A 24619-nucleotide genomic window follows, 5' to 3' on the forward strand; every position below is an offset into this window, starting at 1 on the left:
TCTCTTTTGCGCAAATAGCGGAATGTATGTCCGTTAGATTCAAATATGTGCCTAATTTTCGAAAATAACGGATCATATGTCCGTTAGGAGGTGTGTGGTGACTTTTGCGATTAGATAACGGACATCAGGTACGTTATTATGCTCATTTTGCCTGTTTAGGCAGCACTAACGGACATAGAATCCCTTATTTGGCTCCACGAGTTAGTTTTTAGCTGCCTTTTGCGCAAATAGCGGAATGTATGTCCGTTAGATTCAAATATGTGCCTAATTTTCAAAAATAACGGATCATATGTCCGTTAGGAGGTGTGTGGTGACTTTTGCGATTAGCTAACGGACATCAGGTAGGTTATTATGCTCATTTTGCCTGTTTAGGCAGCACTAACGGACATAGAATCCCTTATTTGGCTCCATTAGTCCGTTTTTAGCTCACTTTTGCTCAAATAGCGGAATGTATGTCCGTAAGATTCAAATTTGTGCCCGATTCTCCAAAATAGCGGATCGTATGTCCGATAGGTAAAAATCAATGTTATCGAAAGCCGACACATCCGCTCCATACGCTGTTCAATATGGAGCTCAACTCCTGTTTTGCACATCTTCTTGCAGCAACAGTAAATAACACATAATAAAAGACAAGTGCAGCGTGTGCCGACGAGTTAATTAACAAACTCAGAAGCAACAACTCAAACTAAAGCGACTTACAGATGCCACTTCACAATGCCTATCTTCTTACTGGCAGTCTCCATTTGACGCGTATATCCGTGCTTTCATCCCAGGTCTTGCCTTTTCTTGAGGCATCAAACAATGGTTCGATGTATGGTGCGAGCTCAGAGTAGCTAGCTGTGGCCGAGAGTGCTGAAGCGAGCCCATCCAAGCAGTGCGCTAGTTCTGCGCGGTCGCCGGAATAATATGCTGCTACATAACGCTCCTGTAGGGATGGCATGTAGGATAGATTTTGTTCTTCGCGGGCGCATATGAGCGCGAGCGCGAAAGAGGCTTTGGCTGCCGCAGGCGATACAAGCCAGCTCGGGAGCGTTCGGTATTCGAACCCGCCATGCGGCTGCAGACGGAAGTCTCCAAGGGTTCCATACCTTGGACGGCGGGCCCGCCCTGCGGGGTCCTCGACAAGCGCGAGCGGGAATGCCGCGTAGCTGTCCAGCAAGCGGAGCAAGCGACTCGTCAGCGGCGCTCCGCTAAGATGAATGTGCCCGCCGAGCGCAAGCCCCGGCACGGGCATAGCTCCAGCGGCCCAGCGCAGCGCCGGGTCGCTGATGCGATCGGCGGCGCGCAGCAGCAGCCGCCGCACATTCGCGGCAAGCGCGGCCGGGCTATCGGCCGGCTCGGGCCGCAGCTCGGCGACGGGATACAACAGCCGTCGCCCTACGAGCAAGGCGTCGGCACCGGCTGCCCCGCCGACGCCAGCTCCAAAAAACCGTGACGCCGACGCGATCTTCCCTGCTGGCGTCACAAGCACAAACTCCGGATCGGCGCCAATAAGCAGCTGCCGATCCACAGTCTCCGCTCTCGCCGCGGCATGCCACGCGGCGAATCGCCTAAACGAAGCGGCCTCAAGCCTCTTGTCCCTCAGCTTCGGCCAAGCATCACGGACGGCTGTGCGCCCGTCCCCGCCAAGCCACACCTCGGCCTCGCCAATATCGAGGCCAAGTGCATAAAGTGCCGCTACAGCGGTACGCGCCACTCTTCGCAGCGCTGGATCATCAGGCCAACCGCCGCTGATTGACAGCAAAGACTTATACGGCATCACTTTCCCCGATGCATCAATTCGCAGCATTTCGACGGGCTCTAAATGGACGACGCTGATACGGTACAATCGTTCGCTCTGAATCGCAGGACCGCCGCACAAGCCAGCTCGGCGCCAAATGCGCTGTTTCTCCGAATCAAGCAGATTTGTGGCAATGTGACCGTTGACATTAAGAATCCACATCCCTGTGAAACGGCTGCTATCGATTGTGCGGGCATCTGACCATGCGAGCACAGCATCCCCTGCTCTCGCTGCTGACCAGTGCTCGGCATGCAGCGGCTGCCCATTGCGCTCGCCTGAGGTATGCTGCTCGTTGGCATCGTATGTAATTTTCTCCAGCCGATCGTAGCTGCCCCGCCATATCCACGTCGAAGCCATTGCTTTCCCGCCTTTAAACAAGGGATGTATACATCAATTTTCGTTTTTTTATAATTTCAAAAAAAAAGAGGGCTTTCGCCCTCGAATTTGCCGCTCGCGCAGCATATGATACCTTGACAGCAAAGCTTCCCGGCTTGCTTACAACTCATCGTCCAGCAGATCTGGATCCAAATCCTCATAATCATTATCGCCGAGGCTGAATTCCAAATCCTTGCCGTCCAGGTCGTCGCAACCGCCTGGAAGAACCGCTACACAAACCTTAGTCTCGGCGACTAGCTCTACCGAAAACTCACGCTCTACACGAATCACGACGCCAGAACCGTTCGAAGAAATATTCGCTTCGATACAGTTTGGCTCCTGAACTACCTCGGCTGACACTTCCACCGTAGAAGGCCGATGTTTCGGGTCTACATAGGATAGATTGACATGCTCGACGTAATGCACGGATTCCTTAGCTACGTCTGTTTGCGAGTTTTTGCTGTACGAATACCAAATGTTGATATCGTAAGTACCAATTACCTCAATGCCGTCGCCCGAACGAACCGCTTCATACTGATGGTTGATGATCCATGCTCCCAGAATACTGGTTGGATTATGAGGCGGCGTTACGGTATGGGTTACAGTGGAAAACTTACGACCTTTGCCGCAGACAGCTTTCGTAATTATTTCTCTGTATTGTAGCTGTTTATCTGCAATAGTCATTGATTTAACCTCCTCCATACAATCATTCATTTAAAGTGTATGCAGGACATTCGTCTAGGGTGACTGTTTATTTTCTCGAAATATAAGATTATATAAGTTTTATACTTATAGCGATCCATATAGATCACTGCGGAACGGATGCTAGAGCCGCCTGACGTCGGAAATAGCCGTTACGCTTGAAATATAAGAATACATAAGTGCCACACTTATAACGATGCTTATATTTCTCAGCTAAACGTATGCTGTGCCGAAATGGCTTGCAGAACTGCTTGCGATTGATATGCATGCGATTATAGCTTTTATCTCTACAATCACGCTCGCATATGTGCGCAAAACGATAGTTAGGTTTGCCAATGTCGCCACAGCCGTTTACGATAGAAATTCAAGCGGCTATAGTTTAAAACCTATAAGCCACTCGTATTTCAACGTGATACGATAGCTATGTCTACGAATGCCGCCACAGCCGCATACGCCAGAAATTCATGCAATTACTTATTACGCCATAATCACATTTGAATTTCTAGGCGGTACAATAGCTATGTCTACGAATGTCGCCACAGCTATTTACGCTTGCCTCGCAACGAATTTTTCCCTTTACATTCTATGGTCGAAGTTCGGACGTCATGACTTTTCTTTTTTTTAATCGCTTCGCGATACCTAAATACCGTTCAAGTTCCCTTAAAAGCATGAGCAGCGAAGCGCGAACCTCGAACTCATCTCTTGTTTTTGGCAGCTCCATCGCTTGAAATAATCGAGACAGCTCTAGCAGCCGCTCTCCAACGCTGCCTTTATAAACATCTGATTTCACATCGCTAGACAGCTGATCAAACAAATCTGCGATCATAATCGCTTGAGGAAACTTTTCATATACGAAAGCAAGCTTAACCATCATTTGCTGGATGGATTCGAGCTGCTGACGTCTCATTTCAAAATAAGTGGACCAATATTGCTCTTGGCCCCAAAGCCGATTTTCGCGATTGCGAACGGAGCGCTGGGCTCCTTCCTCAATCGCGTTATAGGCTTCCAAAATTTCGCCGCCATTCCATATATGCGATGGATCTCGCAGCGTCAGCGACATTTCTTGAAAGATGACGGCAAAGTTTTGCTCAATTGAAGAACGAAAGAAGCTAAGTTGATGCTCATCCTTAGGCATATAAATGATGTTCACGATGGTTGCCCATCCCAAACCTGCAAATAAGAGCATAATTTCGTTTCCAATAATGTCGGTTGTCACCTCTGCCCGATTGAAAAGGTGGAATACGATAACCGAGCTTGTAACGATGCCATCCTTTAATTGGAAGCGTGACAATATTGGAAAAGTAATGAGAATGAATATAGCAACTGCCCAAATGTGAAAACCAAATACAGTAAAGATAAGCGAAGCAAAAAAAAGTCCGAGCACAGAAGCGATAAATCGCACAAATGCGCTCTTAATCCCCTTCATCCTCGTCACTTCAACACCAAGTATGGCAAGAATCCCGGCGCCAAGCGGCGGCTCCAATCCGAGATAGACAGCGGTATAAATGGCTGCAATGGCGGCTAACGCCGTTTTGATAATACGAATGCCCATGAAATAACCTCACGTTAAGTAGGATTTATTTCTACATCCTACCGCTCGCGCCAACCCTCAGTCAACTTTCTCTCCAGCATTGCAACTAACTGATACATAACCGTAGCAACAACGGCAATCACAATCAAGCTCGAAAGCACTAATGTGAAATTGAAAACTTGGAAGCCATATATTATTAAATAACCTAAACCTAGCTTGGCGACGAGAAACTCACCCACGATGACGCCGATCCACGCTAGCCCGACATTAACTTTCAACGTTGAAATAATGACAGGAAAGGAACCCGGCAAAATTACAAGCTTAAACAATTGCAGTCTAGAAGCACCAAACAGCCTTACGACTTTAATATAACCGGTGTCAATCTCACGAAATCGATTATAAATGTTCAAAATCGTTATAATGACAGTGATCGATAGCGTAATAGCAACGATCGACATAAAGCCTGGTCCAAGTCCAACGATAAAAATAGGTCCAAGCGCCACTTTTGGCATACTATTGAGGACGACCAAATAAGGATCGAATACACGAGATAGAAATGGGAACCACCATAGCAAAGCGGCAATCGCAGTGCCTAAAATCGTACCAAGCAAGAAACCTACGACGGTTTCTGTCACGGTCATGCCAACATGGGGCCATATGGAGCCGTCCGCCATCGTCTTCCAAAGCTGTAGAAACATCTTGGAGGGATAGCTGAACAGCAAGGGATCAATCCAATTTTTGCGCCCAGCAGCTTCCCATAGACCGATAAACAGGAGCAGCAGCACAAACTGTGTTGTGATGACCGCAGCTGTAATACGCCGTTTGTGTTCCTTGAACCGATTGTGCAGCTCGCCCATCCAAGTCAGGCGATCCTCTTGAATACCCGATACAGCAGCTTTACCTGTTTTGTCGTTATTCAATATATCCTGCCCGCTTCGTTTATCCACCATTTCCACCCCCTTCCATGTCGTCCTCATCAAGCTCCTCCCATAAGCGATCAAACAATAGTTGAAAGTCTGGGAGCTTGCGAGCCACCATCGGGGTTGCTTGACGAATCTCTTCCGGTATTTCCACTTCACATCGAATATGTCCGGGGTTTCTGCCTAGCACGATAACACGGTCACTCATTGCAGCAGCTTCTGCCAGATCATGTGTGACAAGAACCGCTGTTTTGCCAAGTCTCTTCAATGTCTGATGAACCAAGTCCTCGAGTTGGATTTTGATATGCAAATCAAGTGCTGAGAAAGGCTCATCGAGCAGAAGCACTTCCGGCTCTGTAGCTAAAGTTCTTGCAAGTGCGACTCGCTGCCTCATTCCGCCTGATAGCTCATGAGGATATTTGCGCCCGGATTCCGGCAGTCCAAGCTCAACTAACAGCTCATCTACCGCTTGAAGCGCCTTTTCTGATTTGCGTCCGCTTATTTCAAGTCCAATTGCGGCATTTTCTTTGATAGAACGCCATGGAAATAAATAATCTTGCTGCAGCATGTAGCCTACCTTGGGCGAAGGTCCCACAACCCGCTCACCATTTAGCAGTACTTGCCCCTTAGTCGGTGGAAACAAGCCGGCTAACAGACTAAGCACCGTCGTCTTGCCGCAGCCGCTAGGACCAACCAAGCTGATAAACTCCCCGCGGTTAACCGTCAGCTCAATTTCTTCGACCGCGAGGTAGGCTCCTTTTTCATTCACATATACATGTGATAATTGCTGCAGCTCAAGCACGGGTACATCCATCATGCCTAAGCCTCCATTTCATGCCGGCAGTTATTTCACTGCTTCAATTGCTTTTTCGGCAAAGCTAGTATCTACAATTTCACTATGCTCGGTACGCTTCTGAAGTTCTCCTGCGCTCGTAATAACGTCAAGAAGGTTGTTCCATTCCCCTTCATCAATGATTGGATCTGTCGCAAACGAGCCTTGTTTTTTGTAACGGTCAATGGAGCTGATAAGAATATCGCGATCCACATTTTCAAAATATGGCAGCACAACATCGGCAATTGCTTCTGCATTGTTGTCTTTAACCCAAAGCTGCGCTTTATGAACAGCGTTCGTGAACGATTGAATAGCTTTTTTGTTTTTGTTGATATAGCTTTTCTTAGCCATAAACACCGTGTAAGGAAGGTGACCGCTTTCCTCACCAAATGATGCTACCACATGCCCCTTGCCTTCCTTCTCAAAAATCGAAGCTGTCGGTTCAAATAGCTGGACATAATCGCCAGTACCCGATGCGAAGGCTGCAGGTATGTTTGCAAAATCAACGTTTTGAATCAGCTCCAAATCCGCTTTCGGATCGATGCCAAGCTTCTTTAACGCAAACTCGCCGGCCATCTGCGGCATTCCGCCTTTTCTTTGGCCAAGGAATACTTTGCCTTTTAAATTGTTCCAATCGAAGTTTGCATCAGCCTCTCTAGCTACAAGGAAAGTACCATCGGTTTGAGTCAATTGGGCAAAGTTAATGATCGGATCATCCGTCCCCTGCTGATACACATAAATGGAAGTTTCCGATCCCACCAATGCAACGTCGATCGCATTCGAGAGCAATGCCGTCATTGTTTTGTCACCGCCCGGTGTAGTCGTTAATTCCACATCGAGCCCTTCCTCTTTAAAGAAGCCTTTCGCGACAGCTACGTATTCTGGTGCATAAAATAATGAGCGCGTTACTTCGCCGATACGAATCTTCACATTGCCTGAATCGCCTTTCCCGCATCCAGCCAGTACACTTGTCATGACTAGCACTGCGGCGAGCAGCATCGTCAATACCATTCGTTTTTTCATTTTTGAGTCCCTTCTGCAACTATGCGTTTAATAAATGTACTTCAGCCTATGCGCTTTAGCGAAGGGCGGTGAATACATGCACAAAAAGAAGGCTACCCATTATCGTCATTGGACGATTGGACAGCCTTCTCATCTTGTTAGTAAATTTAGCTGCTTACTACAGCTTGTAGATGTCTGTATATTTTTTCGTTAAATAAGCAACCAAATGCTGTGGATCAAGCGGTTTGCCAGTAACGCTCTGGATAAGCTCAGAAGGCGTTCTCAGCTTGCCGTATTTGTAAATACGCTCGCTAAGCCATTGCTTAATCGGCAGTAAATTCCCTTTTTCTACACTGCCCCAGAAACCTTGCAGATCACGCTCCATCGTATCTGCGATTTGCGCCGCATACATATTGCCAAGTGAATAGGAAGGGAAATAACCAAAAGCTCCACCAGACCAGTGAACATCTTGGAGAACGCCTTCTGCATCATTTTGCGGAGTCACGCCTAAATACTCTTTGTATTTTTCATTCCAGATAGCTGGAAGATCTGCAGCTTTCGCGCCGCCATTAAATATAAGCTTCTCGATCTCATAGCGGATAATGATATGCAGATTATAAGTCAGTTCATCTGCTTCTATTCTAACTAGCGATGGCTGCACAACATTATTCCCGCGATAAAATTGATCAACGCTCACATCAAGCTGACCAGGAAAACGTTGTTGTAGCTCGCCGAAATAACGATTCCAGAAAGGTCTACTCCGTCCAATGACATTTTCCCAGAAGCGGGATTGCGATTCGTGAATCCCCATGGAAGTTCCGGTGCAAAGCGTTGTGCCGATAAGCTCTTCCATAATATTTTGCTCATAAAGCGCATGACCGCCTTCATGAATTGTTCCGAACAATGCGCTTGTTACATCGTCCTCCAAATATCTTGTCGTAATTCGAACATCGCCGGGATTAAGTCCTGTAGCGAATGGATGAGCGCTCTCATCGAGCCTGCCTGCTTCAAAGTTGTAACCCATTTGCTCCAATATGTATAGACTAAACGCTTTTTGAGACGATTTATCATAGTTTTGCTTCAGAAATGAAGTATCTGGCTGATGCGGCGAGTTTGCGATCGCTGATGCTAGCGGTACGAGCTGCTCGCGTAAACCACCAAACACTCGGTCAAGTTCAGCAACGGTCATGCCCGGTTCATATTGATCAAGAAGCGTATCATAACGAGTCTCTTTCGGTCCCCAAAGGTCAATAAATTGATTTGTATAGGAAATGACCTTCTCCAAATAGGGCTGGAAGCTTGTATAATCATTATTTTCCTTCGCTTCTTCCCATTTGCTTTCGGATTGCGAGGATAACACCACATATTCTTGATAGAGCTTCGGTGGAATTTTGATGCTGCGATCGTACTCCTTGCGAGTTTCCGCAACTAAACGCTGATCGATTTCACTGAGCTCTGAGTATACAGAACGATCCTCCAGTGTGGACAGATTTTCTCCTAGTTCAGGTGATGTTGCCAGCTTAAAATGGTCACCGGATAACACGCCAATGACCTCTGAGCGATTATCCATTCCTTTGCGCGGAGCGCCTGTGCGCAAATCCCAATATAGAACTCCGAGTGCTTCCTCATAGCTCGAAATTTTGCGAATGGTTTCTCTGAAATTTTGCAGAGCTTCCGTATGTTTTGTAGACATCATTGTTCCACCTTCCTGCTTCGTTTTTACATTGATTATGATTCATGGGATCTTTACTTGATCTTACTTATTCCAATCCTTATAATCATCTTAAACCTGCAAGACATCCAGTGCAAGAGATAGAAAGAGAGGAAACCATATGCATATCATTTTTTCCAAAGCAGCTACTGATCGGTTAACTCCTTATTTAAAAGAGGGGAAAAACCAATTAAAACTGCTTCATGATACAGAAGGATGCGGTTGTGTCGTTAGCGGCGTTCCTGCCCTTCAGTTGATTAGTGAGCCCACGGTGGACGACAAACTCGCACAAGGCGATCCTTTGCCCTTCTATTATGAACCTCGCCATGAAATATATTATGAACCCCAGCTGCGTGTTGATTACAATGAGGAACGAAGCAGCTTTAGCCTCAAGAGCGACAGCCAAATTTATACGGTAAACCTTCGTTTTCTAAGCGGAGGAGAAGCATGAACAAAATTGATGAAATTTTAAATTACAATAAAGAATTTGTTGAGAACCGGAAATACGAGAAATATTCCACGAGCAAATATCCAAACAAAAGAATGGTCATCGTTACTTGTATGGATACAAGGCTGACAGAAATGCTGCCCAAAGCTATGAATCTCAAAAATGGCGATGCCAAAATTATTAAAAACGCTGGTGCTATCGTAACACAGCCTTTTGGCAATATTATGCGTAGTGTCCTTGTCGCCTTATATGAGCTGCAAGCCGACGAAGTATTTGTCATCGGGCATAGCAATTGCGGGATGACTGGTCTCAACCCTGAACTCATCATTCAGCATATGGAAGAGCGAGGCGTCTCCAATGAGACGATTACAACCTTGAAGCATTCAGGTCTTAATCTGATGCGCTGGCTGACTGGCTTCGACAACGTCAGAGACAGTGTTCTAAACAGTGTAAGCATCATCCGCAATCACCCCCTGCTGCCTGCTAATATTTTAGTTCATGGATTGATTATTGATTCCGAAACTGGTGAACTAGAGCTTGTAGACGCTGCAACATCTCAATTGTAAACAAAAAAACGGGAACACAGCGGTTATTCAATCATACCGCTACGTTCCCGTTTTTTTGCTTCATAAGCTGCAAGTCTAGCTTTTATCACATCGGATCTGTCTCTCTTTGAATGCCTGTGAATGATTCCATCATCATCTAATGGGCTCGTAGCTCCCCAAATCAATCCTCTTTGGTCACACATTTGCTTACACAATAAAACGACGTCTTCGTTTACAATTTGCAAATTAATATCTGTATAGGGAGTTTCGTCCTCCGCCTGCAAATAAGCTAATCTTGCACTTAATTGCATCTGCAAGCTGTTCTTACCTAAACCAAGCTCATCAAGCGGGGCTGCAGACAGTCTGCGATCTGCTTGTGTTAGCATCTTGACTGCGCCGCGAACATTGCCTCTGCGCTCGTGGTAGAGGCCAACAGCCAGTTGAATAAGTCCAACCCAAGTTTCTGCAAATCGATCACCGGGATTCTCTTTCCAGTACTCCTCCAGAAGCTCGTGACATTCGAAATAATCTCTGGATGCATGGAACTCCACTAAATAAGCAATATACGCTTTCGGAAAAGAAATCATAAAAACCTCCAAATGACTTGTTCCAATCGAATTCATCGTTTCATTAATAATAAAAATATTAGCATATGTCGCTTATACTTTCATACATTTAAACCAATCCTATAGAAATAAATGAAACCATCATGTCTATTAGCCGTATATTATCTATGTTTGTAAAGAATGTATTAAAGATATCAGGAGGAGAAAACACAGATGAAAAAGGGATTCATGGTCATGCTGGCACTCACACTATTCATCACACTAGGTTTCGGACAGTATGCCGATGCAAAACCACGAGGCGGAATGAAATCTCCGAAACAAAGCGTTACGCAAAACCCTAAGAAATCGGATAACGTTAATCAATCGAATCCAGGCAAGAAAGCTGGAGCAACTACTGGCGCTACAAAACCTGGATTTTTTAGCGGCGGCGGCTTGATGAAAGGCCTTATGATTGGCGGTTTGGCAGGCTTGATGTTCGGCGGTTTGTTCGCGGGCATGGGCGCATTCGGTAATATTCTAGGTCTAATGATTAATTTAATGGCTATTTTCGCCATCATCATGCTAATACGTGTAGCATTCGTATATCTGCGCAGCAAGCGTAACCCGCCAGATCAACGGAGACCCTACTAATCGTGCGCATCTATACAGATGAGATTATAAACGCTATCTGCCTTCATATGTCTGAACGACGGGGAGTTAACCCTACCGATGTGGAAGTGCAGCTCTCATGGGAAGAAGAGTATGGGTATACGGCCGAGGTTTGGGTGAAGGGCCGCAGCCAGTACATCATTGAAGCGAATATCCTCGAGGCTATCGAGCAATATATGTTCACACAATATAATCGGCGCGTTTTCCGCTCCAACATTACGTTGGATGCAGATGAAGAATTTTGGGCAGACATTTCCGATTAGCATAAAAGAAGCATCCAATAGCTTGCATTATCTTATGGATAAGCAGTTAACGGATGCTTTTTTTTGTGCCAAAAAATGCTCTACCAATAATTACTAGAGAAATATTAATAGATTTCCAGCAACATCCTCGTCCTCCCTGCGTCTAATCATTAGACTAGAGAGGAGTGTATATGACAAATCTATGAGAAAAAAAATGAGTACAGCGCTGCTTTTGCTTTTCTTTTGCCAAACAATCATGACAGCAACGGCAGGCATTGCAGATGCTGCAGCAAATCAAATGACAAAATTCCGTGTTTATCAAAATGACCAAATGCTCCGTGAGTTCACTACGGAGGGCCAAGCGATTTCCTATGCCGGGAAATTCGGTTACAGTCATGTCGAGAAAATTGCCGATCGTGCTTGGGTATGGGATAACTTCCCTCGTTACAAGGTTTATCAGAACGGTCAAACTCTACCGAAATGGGAGTTTAGCACTTACAATCAAGCATTATCTGTTGCTAAAAACCTAACTAACGTACATATCCGTGATCTTGAAAACATTGGCTGGAGTTATCAATCCTACGCCAAGTTCAAGCTTTATCAAGGCGATAACACTCGTGACAATTGGTCCTTCCTTACACTTGCTGCCGCTAAGCAGGAAGCCAAAAAATGGGGAAATGCCCATGTAAACGACTTAACAACGAACAAATGGGTTTGGGGAAACCAAACAGCTGCACAAACTAAAGCACAGCGCGCAGCTGCACCCGTCTATCAGATTACTGTGGATGGGGCACCTGTAGAAGAGTTACCGCTTTACTCCTACCTTCTCGATGCTATGAATGCCTCATACTCCATTTCTGGCAGTCAGGTATTAAATACATCAACGAGTAAGATCGTTCATTCGAATGTACCTGCTTATTTAGTAAAACAAAATGGTGCTGTGGTCGGCTCTTCTATTAGCTTAGATGGGGCTGTACAGCTTGCGAAAAAAACACCAAATGCAGAAGTTACCTTTAATGAGAAAGTATACTGGTCCGGTATTCCCTATTTAGCCGTTTATCAAGGCGACAAGAAATTAAGAGCCTTCAATACAAAGACCGGTGCAATTGAGTATGCGAAGGGTTTTGCGAACAGCACTGTTCAAACGAGCGAAGGCCGTAAAATTTTCAGCAATACCAAAAGCCTAGTTTATATGGGATGGAATGGCAGCGCTACAAGCGCAACGATTATCAGCCATGTCGCTAATACGCAAGGATTGTCGATTGACTCCCCTACTTGGTTTGAGCTCTCCGCTGCGGATGGCTCAATGATCGACACTTCAGATCAAGTAGTCGTAGACACATTCAAAGAACAAGGAATTAAAGTAATGCCGCTCGTTCACAATCAATTTAACAAAAAAATGACGACGGAATTTTTAAAGAACAACACCGCCCAGCAAGCTTTCATTAAGACGCTTGTAGCGAAGCTTACTCAACTCGGTGTTGCAGGCATCAATCTTGATTTCGAAGAGGTCGCTGGAACGGATCGGGCTGCCTATACCGCCTTTGTTACAGCACTTGCTAAAGCCGTGCATGACAAAGGTATGCAAATATCTATCGATTTGCCACGCGGCAGCTTAAGCTGGAATGATAGAACCGCTTACGACCATACCGCTCTATCGGCAGTCGTCGATACCATTATCATTATGGCTTATGATGAGCATTGGAAAGGAAGCGAGGTGCCTGGTTCCGTTGCTGGCCTCAACTGGGTTGAAGAAGGCGTTAAGCAATTTTTGAGCTATAGCATTCCGCGTAACAAGCTCATGCTAGGCATTCCTTTTTACGTACGTGAATGGAAGCTTGACAGCACGAATAAGCTAGTCAGCAACCGCGCCATATTTATGAAGGAAATACCTAAGCTTATTGCAGATACGAACGCTCAAGGTGAGATGGACCCGGAATCTGGACAGATGAAATATAAGTATACCAAAGACGGCTTCACCTATTTATTCTGGGCTGAAACCGAAAACACGGTCAAAGCTCGTATCGATATAGCCAAAACTTACGATTTGGCTGGCGTTGCAGCTTGGCGCCTCGGTTATGAAAGCTCTGATTTGTGGACGATGATGCTTCGCAATAAATAACATGAATAGCCCCATTCTCCTATGGAGAATGGGGCTATTCTTCATTTATAGACTTATTTCAATTGATCTACTGCAGGAAATTTCAGCAATACCTTCGTCCCCATTCCGAGCTCGCTTTGAAAGGCAATTTTACCCTTTAATGCTTCGACAATCCGAAAGGTTACCAAAATGCCTAAGCCTGTCCCCGTTTCCTTTGTCGTAAAAAAAACGGTACCTAATTGCTCCAATTCCTCTCTGGATATGCCCTTTCCAGTATCAATAATTTCTATGCAAATTTCTTCTTTGTAATAATAGGCATTGACAGTCACTTCACCTTTATCTGGGATCGCTTCTACCCCATTTTTAATTAGATTTAATATCACTTGAGTCAGTTTCGGTTTGTCTGCCCTTATATAAAGATCCGTTTGATTACAGTTTAAGTGGATTTGCACATTTTGAATTAGCCCATAAGAATTCATAATTTCCAATGTATGTACCAGAAATTCAGAAATCTCGATTACTTCCAGCTGATCTGCTTGCGGCTTAGCAAGATTCAAATAATCAGAAATAATATACTCTGCTCTATCCAATTCAGCTAAAGCAATATTCAAGTAATCCTTTTTTTTGTCATCGACAGATTCCTTCAACAGCTGTAAAAATCCTTTCACTACCGTCAGAGGATTTCGCACCTCGTGAGCAACGGAAGCAGCAATTTGACTTACGATCTTCAATTTTTCACTACGCTCTAGCTCATTTTTCAAATATGCCGTTTCGATAAAATGCTCTTTCAGTAATATAGAAACACCCATTCCAATAAATGATGCTGCAGCTAAAATCGAAATGATAAAAATACAGTCTGAATGAATCTCGTTTGTGTAGGAGTTAATCTCGAGATAGACAAAAAAAGATAAAATGAACACAATAACGGAATAAATCGATAAGTTCATACAAATCAGCATGCGTCTGGCAGCTTGTTTTTTACGCAATGACTTTAAAAAAAAGAAACATGGCCCCACACTTAGCAACAATGTTGCTGTAGAGAGGAAGACATCATCTCCTCCCATACACAAGCAGTATAAGATGGCAGCAGCAAGGGCAATAATGCCAGGTACAATGTACTCGTAGCCATAAATAATCAGAACAATTAAAGGAATGCTTCTTAAATCGCCATGAAAGTTGCCCATTACATAAATAGGATAGGCCATACAAAGGATAGAGGATGCTCCAAACACAAATCCATTAAGAACCTGATAAGAAATTCTATTAATTAATTTATTTCGAGAATAAAAAAATTGTTGGATAAAGATCGGAAAACATATGATAATTAGATGAATTAATAATTGATTTATCATATCTAGATATCAATTCCCTCTCTTTTTGCTATATTTTCAACATTCTTTTAAACAATCTTATCACCAGTATAATAGCATAAATAATAGGAAATAATCATGAAATTTTTGGAAGATATCAGTAAAAATGAAAAACCCATGTCATAAGACATGAGCTAGTTTAAGATATTGGGAACCTAAGCTTACGTTCTCTGCTTTTTCACTCTGTTTTTGCTGCCATGAAAAGAAACTATATATTCCTTAGAATGTTATATATTTATTTTTGAGTACGAAGTAATTCTACACAGACTCGATGAAGTTCGCTATTGCCGTTACTTACCTTCCTCTTTCCTAACGTTTACATTTCAGCCCTCAAATGAGCCCATTTCCGGCGCTATCGTCAGCTTATTACGAAGTACAAAGAGCAGTACGCTAGCGATGACCAAAGCCATAAAATCAGCGATGACTATGGACCAAATAACACCATGGAACTGCATATAATGATTCATCACAAACAGAGTTGGAATAAAAATAACTCCCTGAGCAACCGCCATAACAAGAGCTGCCTTTCCTTGTGCTGTAGCTTGAAAAATACCAGTAATTAAAAGCGTAAAACCTGTCATAAACAAAGATAGAAAAACTACTTTCAAAATATAACTCCCTGTTGCAATCAGCTCTTGATCGATCGTGAACAAACTTATTAAATGATTCGAGATGAAGAATACAATAGTACCGCATAAGACAGCAATCGAAATGACAGCAGCAGCAGTAAACTGGATGACTTCTTTCATTCGTTTCTTATTTGCTGTAAAACAATAGGCTATCAAAGGAATCACGCCTTCACATAAGCCCATAATAATAAATTCAGGAAATTGCATAAGCCGAGAAGATATTCCAAAGGCCGCAACAGATGTATCTCCATAAATGGCGAGAAAATGATTAAAAAACAAAGCTGTCGTTCCCATAAAAACGCTGAGTAAAAAAACAGGAACACCAACACTTAAAATATTACGAATCATAGTTACCGTTACTCGACAAGCCTTCAAGGAAAGCGTTAAAAATGGGCTTTTACGATGAATATATTGGCCATAATAAACTACAGACGCAAGGTTTGCGAGCATAGTAGCGGCAGCAATTCCTTTCATTCCCCAGTCGAATACAAAAATAAAAAGAGCATCCAAAACAATATTCAAAATCACACTTAATATCATGCCATACATCGATACTTTAGCTGCTCCTTCAGATCTAACTGTTTGTTCTAGCGCAAAATTCGCGATAACAGCTGGTGCTCCGATAAGCATAATGGTCATATAGTCTCTCGTATGAAGAAAGGATATGGAGCTCGCCCCTAACCCGTATACGATTGAACTTATGAACGGAATACTAACCAAACAAATGACAACGCCTAAAAGAAGTGAACTATAAAATGAAAAAGATGAAACTTGTTTCACGCTATTATATTCCTTTTCCCCTAAGAGCCGCGATATATAGGTTCCCCCACCGACACCAATTAGATTCCCAAATGCCATCAGTATAGCAAAGACGGGCAAGGTGAGTGTGATCGCCGTTAACATTTCTGAGTTGTGAAGAAATCCTATAAAGTACGCATTAATTATAGAATAAATAACACTCGCAGACATCCCTAACATCATGGGTATGCTAAAATGAGCAATTGCTTTGGGAATTGGAGCCTTTTCAAAATAATAAATACTTTCGTTCGATTCAACGACGGTTTGTTCCATGAAAATCACTTCTTTCTGTTTTTTTGAGGAGCCAACAACTGTGATTTTAGTTAGATATCTAACTAAATACTGAAAAATGACAATCCCTCTTTCAAATTAAAAGCACGTTTATACAAAAATCATTTCGAACAATACTGTTAGATATCTAACTATATTATGAAAATAACTGCTGTTACGTATTATAACAGCTTATTTTCCTGATCAAGATTTTGATTGATTGTATCCAAAAATGCAAACAGCTTCACTTGATCTTCGCTGCTCAATCCCTTCATCATGAGGTTCTCCGTTTCACTGAAAAACTGATCAAAATCCAAAACAACATCTTTTCCTTTTGCTTGCATGCGTATTATTTTTTTGCGTTCATCCTTCGCATCCGTCTTCCTTTCAATAAACCCGTTTTTCTCTAGATTATGAACGATACTGCTAATGGAAGATCCTTTACGTTGAAATGCACGTTCCAAATCTTTCTGAGACACACCTTTTTCTTCATGGTGATATACATACTCGATGAGTTTGGCTTGCTCGAACGTTATTCCATGAGCTTCAAGCTTTTTGTCCGCATAATTTTTTAGTTTGTGGCCAATCGCGCGCACTTGATACTGTAAAGTATGTTCGATTTCCATCAGCCCCCACATAATCGTTAGATTTCTAACTAATAATAAATCACATCGATTGCTAAGTCAATCTCGTAATTGACAAATGGTCTGATTCTCCTTATTCTAATCCGCTCGTCCAATAATTCACTTCAACTTACTTATAACTTACTTCTAATTACTTAAATAATACTTCCATTTACTTAAAAAATACGATAAACTTACTTACAAAGAGGTGTTCATCATCTATCAAGAGCAGAGATTATTGAAAATACTCGAATATTTAAAAGAACATCAAACGATGAGTGTCATGGATATTTGCACCCATCTCGGTGTATCAAGGGATACAGCTCGAAGAGATATCGTTAAATTAGTGCAAGAAGGTGTAGTCAATCGAACACATGGTGGAGTAGCCTCTCCTCAATTACAGAAGGAGCTTGCTTCCTATCAGGAACGGCTAATTGATGAGACAGATAGCAAAATCAATATTGGTTTGGTAGCAGCAAAGCTCATTCATGATCATGAGACGGTCATATTAGACGTTTCTACAACGGTGCAGGCAGTGGCCGAACAAATCTCCGCAAAAAATATTACAGCTATTACTCAGTCCATAGACATCGTAAGAATTCTCTCTGATCGAGATGATCTGCAGGTTTATGTACTCGGTGGTTATTTACATGTAAAGAACCGCTTGCTGTATGGTCCCTCCGTTATTGAAAAGCTTCGTGAAATGAGAGCTGATAAGGTGTTTATTGGCGCCGCGGCGATTCAATCAGATGGGCTCTACTACCCGTTTGAAGAGGATGCGCATATCAAAAAAGAGATGGCACGCAGATCAGACCAGGTTATCGCTGTAGCTGATTTTACGAAGTTTAAAAACAAGTCGGTTTATCGTTTAGATTTTGACTATATTGATATTTTAATTACCGATCAAGAAGTACCTAGCGAAATAGAAGAAATACTTGATCAGAAAAATATAACAGTTATTTGCTCTGAGATGAACAACAAACTCGAGGAGGAAAATAAAGATGACTTATAAAATCGTGCATAACGTTCAAATCGTTCAGCCTGATGTTATTTTGCCAGCTAGTACCGTCTGGATTAGAAATGGAATCATCGAAAAAATAGAAAATAATCATACTCCCCTTTCGCCTCTTCCAGAGGAGGAATATGAGCTTATAGATGGGAACGGGAAATGGTTAATCCCCGGTATGATCGATGTGCATATACATGGAGCTAACGGGTTCGATATGATGGATGGAAGCGAAGCGAGTATTCAAGAGGTTTCTCGTGCATGTGCTGCAACGGGCTGTACCTCGTTTCTTGCTACATCAGTAAGCTCTACAATGGATGAATTATTAGCTATGATTCGTAGTGTAAAACGTGTCGTTGGGCTTGAGGTCGGCGCCAAAATTGCTGGACTTCATTTAGAGGGACCTTATCTGAATCCGAAACGTAAAGGGATGCAAAATGAAAAGTATTTACGTCATCCGCATCTTGGTGAGATGAAGCAAATTTTCGAAGAAGCAGATGGACTTATTAAAATGGTAACGATAGCTCCAGAATTACCAGGTGGAATGGAACTCCTCTCTTATTTGAAAGAAATGGAAGTTATCATTGCTGTCGCACATTCTGATGCAACGTATGAGGAAGCTAAGTTAGCATTTGATGCTGGAGCTAGCCATGTTACACATTGCTTTAATGGCATGCGGCCGATTCATCATCGAGATCCCGGGCTCGTCGCTGCTGCTTTTGAAGCAGATCATGTGAGTATTCAAGCCATTGTCGATGGCGTCCACCTCCATCCTGCTGTTGTTCGTTTGATGCATCGCATTAAAGGACCCGAAAACATGGTACTGATCACAGATGCATTACAAGCCATGGGTTTAGGAGATGGCAGCTATCTATTTGGCGGCCATCAAGTAACAGTAACCAATGGCGTTGCGCAGCTTGCGGATGGAACATTAGCCTCTAGTGTAGTTACAATGAATGAAGCACTCCGCTTCACGACCGAAACCGGTATTTCCATGCTCGACGCTATTCAAATGGCCTCAACGACTCCTGCACGAATATTAGGTATGGATCATAAGACAGGAACAATCAAAACAGGATTAGATGCCGATCTTGTTTTGTTGAATGAACATTTCCAAGTAGAATGGACCATGATTAAAGGTAATGTTATCTGAATGTACGGAGGTTGAGAAACCATCTTTTACAATAACAAGAAATGAAGAAAACACTCTCTTAATGTAATTACTCTACTATAAAATAGTAAACTTACTTTAGGAGGGAATTTATGAAACTTGTTAAAAAGAACGGAATTAAGGCCGCGATTGTAGGTACAGCAGCTACTGCCCTTCTGATTACGAGCATTATCAGTACACAATCGCCTAATCAAGTTGAAGCAGCTACTACAAAAACGAAAAATGTCATTTTGTTTATTGGCGATGGGATGGGAACGGCTCAACGTGATGCTATCCGCCTTGCTACCGTCGGCTTAAAAGGCAACCTCGCTATGGATTCGATGCCTTACGTAGGTTTGCTGCACACGAGCTCTACTGTTCCTGTAACCGATTCAGCTGCATCAGCTACGGCATATGCCAGCGGTGTGAAAACGTACAATGGTGCAATTGGAATGGATGCCAATAAAGTAAAAGTAAAAACGATCATGGAATACGCCAAGGAATCTGGGAAATCAACTGGAATTGTAACTACAAGTCAAGTAACTGACGCAACGGGAGCTGCTTTCGGCGCACATGTTGATGATCGTTCTAAACAAAGTGAGATCGCTTTGCAGCTATTGACACAAAGCAAAGTTGATGTCATTCTCGGTGGAGGCGAAGATTTCTGGTATCCAGCTGGAGAGCCTGGTAAATTCCCAGATGAGCCGATCGAAGATCCTTCTGAAAAAAGCAAAGGAACACAAGGAAATCTCGTAAATAAAGCAAAACAATTAGGGTACAGTTACGTTTCAAGCAAAACAGAAATGCAAAAAGTGAAAAAAGGCAAGCTGCTTGGTCTGTTCGCTAATGAAGAAATGTTCCAACAAAAACCTGAAGGCGAAGGCGATATTTATAACCCCGTTGTATCTCTAGCAGAGATGACAAAAAAAGCGATAGATACGCTCGCTACAAATAATAAAGGCTTTTTCCTAATGGTTGAGGAAGAAGGAACGGATGAGTTTGCTCACCAAAACAATGCCAAAATGACGATCAAAGCCGGTCAAGAATTAGATAAATCCGTTCAAGTCGCCAAAGATTTTGCCAAGAAAAACCCGAATACACTTGTCCTCGTATTAGCCGATCATGAAACTGGCGGCTTCTCCATCGAAGAAGTGAATGCCGATGATGAGTCCGGCGACGGAATTTCCAAAGAAGATGGTCCTTTCGCCGTTGCTAACAGCAAATTTAATTTTGTTGTGGATTGGACAACATCGGGCCATACTGCCGTAGATATTCCGATTACAGCTATGGGTCCAAATGCTGAGTTGTTTACAGGAATCTACGAAAATACAGATGTATTTCATAAACTCATGCAAGCTTTAGGACTTAAAATTAAAAAATAACAACGAATTGGCTCCCCATAACAATGGAATACAACACAAAACAGAAATGCCGCCAGATCACTGGCGGCATTTCTCACAATTGTATGACCTTAGTTTGTGCACCCGCAAAGCCACTGGGTGTTATGCCTACAGCGGCTTTAAATGAACGACTAAATAAATAGATGCTGGAGTAACCAACATTTTCAGAAATTTCTGTCACGGTATACTTCCCTTCCATGATCAGTAATTTTGCATGCTCAATTCTAATATGCGTTACATATTTATGAATGGATATCCCAAGCTGCTGCTTAAACAAATGAGACAAATGATTCGTTGACACTCCGACATATTTACTTATAGAAACATTATTTAAATAAGGATCTTGATAGCTGTCATGGATGTAATGGATTGCTCTTTCAATGAATGCCCAGCCTTTAGTCAATTTCCCTTCATTGCGATCCGTTTGATTTTTAAAAAATAAATATAACAGCTCCAAGCAGATTGATTTAGTTAATATAAAATGTCCAGCTCTTTTCTCCTGAAAATGTTTGTGAAGCTGCAAAAACTTCTTTTTCAGCTCTATTCTGTCTGCCAACTGTATGTGTGAAATGGGAATAATGGATGTTAACTGCATTTCCTTATCTGCAGTATAAGTATTATGAATTTTGGAAGCTGTTGTGAAATCCAATAAACTTCTTTCCTCATCATAATATAGATCAAAATGAAAAATATATTGAATTAATGGTTGATCAGAGATCGATCGAATAATGTGAGGCATAAAAGGATGCATCAACAACACATCGCCTTCTTGAGCAACATATTTAACACCACTCAAGAAAAACTCAGCTTCACCTTGTTCGATATAGGTAAACACATGATCGTGATCCATCCATTCACCGGTTAAGGATGAAGTCGTCATCATTCTCACCACCCTTACGAAAGGCGATATGCTGTTCATCCAAGACTCATCCATTGCTTTCACCCCTGCTATCGAAACGCTTCTATCACTCCTCCCATTATAAATGAAGCATATTAAAATTACTCATAATTAAATCTGTTAATCCGCTAGAATAGATCATTCAGCTGTTATCCGATTAAGACCAGTCAAACAATACACCATTATACAGATCTTTATTAACTCTTAGTCCCTCGTACGCTTCTTGTGCTTGCTCCGGCTTAATCACATGACTAATTAATGGTTCGATCTGCAGCCTATTTTGTTTCATAAGATCAAATACAATTTCTGAATTTCTAACTAATGAGTGTTTAACAAATTCATTAGGTTCAACTGGATAACGCCACTCATGCGCGCCTTTAAACGTAATACAGCCTCGGCCATAAAGATGACAATAGTTTAATATATCAGTAACATCTGTGTTGTACTCTCCGCGAGGACTTCCCAAGAAAATGATTTCGCCAAGCTTAGCAATCCACTTCAAACTGTCAACTCCGACAGCAGGTACGCCAGTTGCCTCAATATGTGTGGATACACCAGCACCCTTGGTTAACATTGATATCCGTTGCTTTATATCATCTACTCCACCATCAACCGTGTAATCCACGCTACATGCCTCGGCAGTCCGAATTCTTTCTTTTGATAAATCGACTCCAATAACCGTAGCTCCCTGAAGCTGAGCTAGCTGAGCAGCCAAATTACCGACTAATCCAAGCCCAGTCACACTTACAAAGTCACCAATTTCAATTTCAGAAACGCGTACCGATGTGAAGGCAACCGTAGCCATACGGGTAAATGGCACCCATTTTAAATCCAGATTTTCAGGAACTTGAATACATAGCTCATTCGTGTTAACAACTTGATATTTGCTATGCTGTCCATAATGAAACACGATATCGCCTGGCTGCACATCTTTAACGCCTTCACCTGTCTCCAATACTTTGCTTACGCTTGCATATCCCGGACATAGCGGAAGCTTAGCCCATTCTTCTTTACCCGTTAACATTGCTAGTTCAGTTCCTGGGCTAATGAGGGAATATATCAATTGCACAAATATTTCATTTTCATTCAATTTTTTTAGAGTGTAATTCTCTTTAACCGTCTCAACTTGTAAGGGGCTCACGAACATGACTTTTGTATTTTCCATCGAAATCACTCCTCTGTAAATGCTTTCCCTATTAATATAAAACTTTGTGATGTCGATGTCTTTGCTCGCTTAAACGATTTTTTATCTAAAACACCGAAAATAATATGAGCTGCTATGTTTGTATTCTATAAGGCTATTATCATACCAGTACAACCATCCAATCACTTCGCTCTAGCAATACATAATTTATAGTGTAGTCAAAACACAGGGGGTGAATGTTTGATGGGAAATATCGGTTTTATTCTAGTTCTGTTCATTTTGTTGGTTATTATCGCTACTCACTGCCGTGACCGCGCTTAGAACAAAAACTGTCTAGATAACAAACCCTGTTCTGTTTTACGTCGAATGAATAAAACCATAACAGCACCTGCCACAATGTATGCTCATTTAACCTATAACATCTCATTGTAAAAAAGAGAAAGTCCATGCCATGGGCTTTCTCTTTTCTAACAAACAGCTTATTGGGCAAATATCCTTACAGAACAAACGTCCAATCATACCGTACCATACGCACATAAACTACAGTGTACTTTAAACATTGGAGGTGAATGTTTGATGGGTGGATTTGTTGGTGGTGCTAATCACAGTGTTGGTATTATCCTGGTTCTGTTCATTTTGTTGGTCATTATAGCTTGTAGTTGCGGCATCTTTGGCGGCGGCTGTGGCTACTAATCAGAATGCTTAATGCCTTCCATCTATTCAGACAGTGAATATTTTCTTAAATAGCATGAACACAAAAAGCCCATTGTATGGGCTTTTTGTGTTTTTCTCCTCATCGAACGGGGAACTATTGGATATGAGATTGAAGAAAAAGAATCATGTTTACTTAAAAATAATGGCATTAATGTTTAAATGAAATAACAACTTTCCCAAAATATGACCCATTCGTCAAGTACTGAAGCGCATCTACAGCACGTTCAAATGGATACACTGAATCAACTATGGGATGTAGCTCGCTATGTTCAATAGCAAAATTCATCGCTTCAAACATGTCCCGGCTGCCTACGTTGATCGCTTGCAGACGCGCTTTTCTAACAATTGCAGGGATAATGTCAAATCCTTCTACACGAAACCCCGATAGACCGCCGATCATGCTGATATGTCCACCTACACGGAGTGCTGAGATCGATCTATTTAACGTAGCTGATCCGCCGAGATCAACGATATGGTCTGCTCCACGTCCCTCCGTCAGTGCAAGTACAGCCTTATCCCATTCGGGTGTTTGCTTATAGTTAATGCCAAAATCCGCCCCAATTTCCTTCGCTCTATTTAGCTTCTCTTCACTGCTTGATGTTACAATAACAGTTGCTCCATACAGTTTTGCGAATTGAAGTGCGAACAAGGAGACGCCACCCGTCCCCTGTATGACAACGGTATCACCCACTTTAATCTTGCCTTCCTCAATGAGAGCATGCCATGCTGTCACGCCTGCACAAGGCAGGGTTGCCGCTTCTATATCCGTCAATCGATCAGGTACATGAACTAACCCTTCTTCTGGCAGCACAACAAATTCAGCGAGCAATCCATTCAACGGACTGCCTAGTGTACTTACCCAGTTTTGTTGTGTCGGCTCACCCGTAATCCAGCTTTGAGTGAAAATTCCACTTACTCTATCCCCAATTTTGAATTTGTTTGAGTTTTCTCCGAGGGATACAACTTCACCTACACCATCAGATACTGGAATTAATGGCGTATTTAAATTGGGGTTATAAAACCCATCGATAACGCCCAAATCTCTAGCATTTAAAGAAACCGCGTGCATTTTGATAAGAACTTCATTTGAACGGGGCACTGGTATTGGGCGGTCGGATGCCTTCAATCGATCAATTCCAAATTCACCGTTAATTTCGTATACCTTCATAATATTCTCTCCTTTATGGATAATATAGACATACAATAATATACAA

22 protein-coding genes are annotated in these 24619 nt (G+C 42.6%); 8 read left to right on the forward strand and 14 right to left on the reverse strand.

The features are described from left to right. Nucleotides 1-718 precede the first annotated feature (718 nt). The 7 genes from AC1DOV_RS05410 to AC1DOV_RS05440 all read right to left on the reverse strand — a co-directional run bounded on the left by AC1DOV_RS05410 (nucleotide 719) and on the right by AC1DOV_RS05440 (nucleotide 8835). Entirely contained in the window at nucleotides 719-2137 is a 1419-nt protein-coding gene (locus AC1DOV_RS05410; RefSeq protein WP_477549368.1) for a putative amidoligase domain-containing protein, read from the reverse strand. Nucleotides 2138-2275: 138 nt separating this feature from the next. Continuing rightward, the gene (locus AC1DOV_RS05415) at nucleotides 2276-2839 is read right to left on the reverse strand and encodes an outer spore coat protein CotE (protein WP_076265792.1); all 564 of its coding nucleotides are present in this window, start codon (nucleotides 2837-2839) and stop codon (nucleotides 2276-2278) included. Between the two features lie 601 nt (nucleotides 2840-3440). After that, nucleotides 3441-4409, reverse strand: a complete 969-nt coding sequence (locus AC1DOV_RS05420; RefSeq protein WP_076265791.1) for an aromatic acid exporter family protein — start codon at nucleotides 4407-4409, stop codon at nucleotides 3441-3443. 38 nt (nucleotides 4410-4447) lie between these two features. Continuing rightward, the gene (locus tag AC1DOV_RS05425; protein ID WP_477549595.1) at nucleotides 4448-5245 is read right to left on the reverse strand and encodes an ABC transporter permease; all 798 of its coding nucleotides are present in this window, start codon (nucleotides 5243-5245) and stop codon (nucleotides 4448-4450) included. An 82-nt stretch (nucleotides 5246-5327) separates the two neighbouring features. Then, nucleotides 5328-6125 carry an ABC transporter ATP-binding protein gene (locus tag AC1DOV_RS05430; RefSeq protein WP_477549369.1) on the reverse strand — a complete coding sequence of 266 codons (798 nt, stop codon included), beginning with the start codon at nucleotides 6123-6125 and terminating at the stop codon, nucleotides 5328-5330. 27 nt (nucleotides 6126-6152) lie between these two features. Further along, nucleotides 6153-7163 carry an ABC transporter substrate-binding protein gene (locus AC1DOV_RS05435; RefSeq protein WP_430058807.1) on the reverse strand — a complete coding sequence of 337 codons (1011 nt, stop codon included), beginning with the start codon at nucleotides 7161-7163 and terminating at the stop codon, nucleotides 6153-6155. 157 nt (nucleotides 7164-7320) lie between these two features. Further along, a complete protein-coding gene (locus AC1DOV_RS05440; RefSeq protein WP_477511906.1) occupies nucleotides 7321-8835 on the reverse strand; it encodes a carboxypeptidase M32 in 1515 nt (504 codons plus the stop codon). A 139-nt stretch (nucleotides 8836-8974) separates the two neighbouring features. Here AC1DOV_RS05440 and AC1DOV_RS05445 point away from each other — a divergent pair, with 139 nt between their 5' ends. Then, the gene (locus AC1DOV_RS05445; RefSeq protein ID WP_477549370.1) at nucleotides 8975-9304 is read left to right on the forward strand and encodes an iron-sulfur cluster biosynthesis family protein; all 330 of its coding nucleotides are present in this window, start codon (nucleotides 8975-8977) and stop codon (nucleotides 9302-9304) included. Beyond that, nucleotides 9301-9867 carry a beta-class carbonic anhydrase gene (locus AC1DOV_RS05450; RefSeq protein ID WP_477549371.1) on the forward strand — a complete coding sequence of 189 codons (567 nt, stop codon included), beginning with the start codon at nucleotides 9301-9303 and terminating at the stop codon, nucleotides 9865-9867. Before AC1DOV_RS05445 ends, AC1DOV_RS05450 begins: the two co-directional genes overlap by 4 nt. A gap of 23 nt (nucleotides 9868-9890) precedes the next feature. Here the strand turns inward: AC1DOV_RS05450 and AC1DOV_RS05455 are convergent, their stop codons facing one another. Next, complete coding sequence (locus tag AC1DOV_RS05455) at nucleotides 9891-10433, reverse strand: DUF309 domain-containing protein (RefSeq protein WP_477549372.1); 543 nt, start codon at nucleotides 10431-10433, stop codon at nucleotides 9891-9893. A gap of 192 nt (nucleotides 10434-10625) precedes the next feature. Here AC1DOV_RS05455 and AC1DOV_RS05460 point away from each other — a divergent pair, with 192 nt between their 5' ends. The 3 genes from AC1DOV_RS05460 (at nucleotide 10626) to AC1DOV_RS05470 (ending at nucleotide 13424) form a co-directional block, all read left to right on the forward strand. Next, on the forward strand, nucleotides 10626-11042 hold the full coding sequence (locus tag AC1DOV_RS05460) for a hypothetical protein (RefSeq protein WP_076265784.1): 417 nt from the start codon (nucleotides 10626-10628) through the stop codon (nucleotides 11040-11042). Between the two features lie 2 nt (nucleotides 11043-11044). Continuing rightward, a complete protein-coding gene (locus tag AC1DOV_RS05465; RefSeq protein WP_076265783.1) occupies nucleotides 11045-11323 on the forward strand; it encodes a YxcD family protein in 279 nt (92 codons plus the stop codon). Nucleotides 11324-11516: 193 nt separating this feature from the next. Next, nucleotides 11517-13424: a glycosyl hydrolase family 18 protein gene (locus AC1DOV_RS05470; RefSeq protein ID WP_477549373.1), complete on the forward strand. Its 1908-nt coding sequence runs from the start codon at nucleotides 11517-11519 to the stop codon at nucleotides 13422-13424. A 53-nt stretch (nucleotides 13425-13477) separates the two neighbouring features. Here the strand turns inward: AC1DOV_RS05470 and AC1DOV_RS05475 are convergent, their stop codons facing one another. The 3 genes from AC1DOV_RS05475 to AC1DOV_RS05485 form a co-directional block, all read right to left on the reverse strand. Further along, on the reverse strand, nucleotides 13478-14635 hold the full coding sequence (locus AC1DOV_RS05475; RefSeq protein ID WP_477549374.1) for an ATP-binding protein: 1158 nt from the start codon (nucleotides 14633-14635) through the stop codon (nucleotides 13478-13480). Nucleotides 14636-15096: 461 nt separating this feature from the next. Continuing rightward, nucleotides 15097-16473, reverse strand: coding sequence for an MATE family efflux transporter (locus tag AC1DOV_RS05480; protein WP_477549375.1), 1377 nt, complete (start codon nucleotides 16471-16473; stop codon nucleotides 15097-15099). Between the two features lie 179 nt (nucleotides 16474-16652). Continuing rightward, nucleotides 16653-17096, reverse strand: coding sequence for a MarR family winged helix-turn-helix transcriptional regulator (locus tag AC1DOV_RS05485; protein WP_477549376.1), 444 nt, complete (start codon nucleotides 17094-17096; stop codon nucleotides 16653-16655). A 235-nt stretch (nucleotides 17097-17331) separates the two neighbouring features. On the opposite strand from AC1DOV_RS05485, the gene AC1DOV_RS05490 reads away from it, so the two are divergent. From AC1DOV_RS05490 to AC1DOV_RS05500, 3 genes are all read left to right on the forward strand, one after another. Next, on the forward strand, nucleotides 17332-18105 hold the full coding sequence (locus AC1DOV_RS05490; protein ID WP_477511890.1) for a DeoR/GlpR family DNA-binding transcription regulator: 774 nt from the start codon (nucleotides 17332-17334) through the stop codon (nucleotides 18103-18105). Further along, on the forward strand, nucleotides 18095-19252 hold the full coding sequence (gene nagA, locus AC1DOV_RS05495) for an N-acetylglucosamine-6-phosphate deacetylase (RefSeq protein ID WP_477549377.1): 1158 nt from the start codon (nucleotides 18095-18097) through the stop codon (nucleotides 19250-19252). Before AC1DOV_RS05490 ends, nagA begins: the two co-directional genes overlap by 11 nt. A gap of 110 nt (nucleotides 19253-19362) precedes the next feature. Further along, on the forward strand, nucleotides 19363-20631 hold the full coding sequence (locus AC1DOV_RS05500; RefSeq protein ID WP_441875519.1) for an alkaline phosphatase: 1269 nt from the start codon (nucleotides 19363-19365) through the stop codon (nucleotides 20629-20631). A gap of 73 nt (nucleotides 20632-20704) precedes the next feature. On the opposite strand, the gene AC1DOV_RS05505 is transcribed toward AC1DOV_RS05500, so the two are convergent. The 3 genes from AC1DOV_RS05505 to AC1DOV_RS05515 all read right to left on the reverse strand — a co-directional run bounded on the left by AC1DOV_RS05505 (nucleotide 20705) and on the right by AC1DOV_RS05515 (nucleotide 24573). Next, nucleotides 20705-21583: a helix-turn-helix transcriptional regulator gene (locus AC1DOV_RS05505; RefSeq protein ID WP_477549378.1), complete on the reverse strand. Its 879-nt coding sequence runs from the start codon at nucleotides 21581-21583 to the stop codon at nucleotides 20705-20707. 121 nt (nucleotides 21584-21704) lie between these two features. Further along, nucleotides 21705-22712: a zinc-dependent alcohol dehydrogenase gene (locus tag AC1DOV_RS05510; protein ID WP_477549379.1), complete on the reverse strand. Its 1008-nt coding sequence runs from the start codon at nucleotides 22710-22712 to the stop codon at nucleotides 21705-21707. Between the two features lie 841 nt (nucleotides 22713-23553). Then, on the reverse strand, nucleotides 23554-24573 hold the full coding sequence (locus tag AC1DOV_RS05515; RefSeq protein ID WP_477549380.1) for a zinc-dependent alcohol dehydrogenase family protein: 1020 nt from the start codon (nucleotides 24571-24573) through the stop codon (nucleotides 23554-23556). Between the last annotated feature and the right edge of the window lie 46 nt (nucleotides 24574-24619).

It is taken from the genome of Paenibacillus sp. 01T47 (assembly GCF_056398245.1).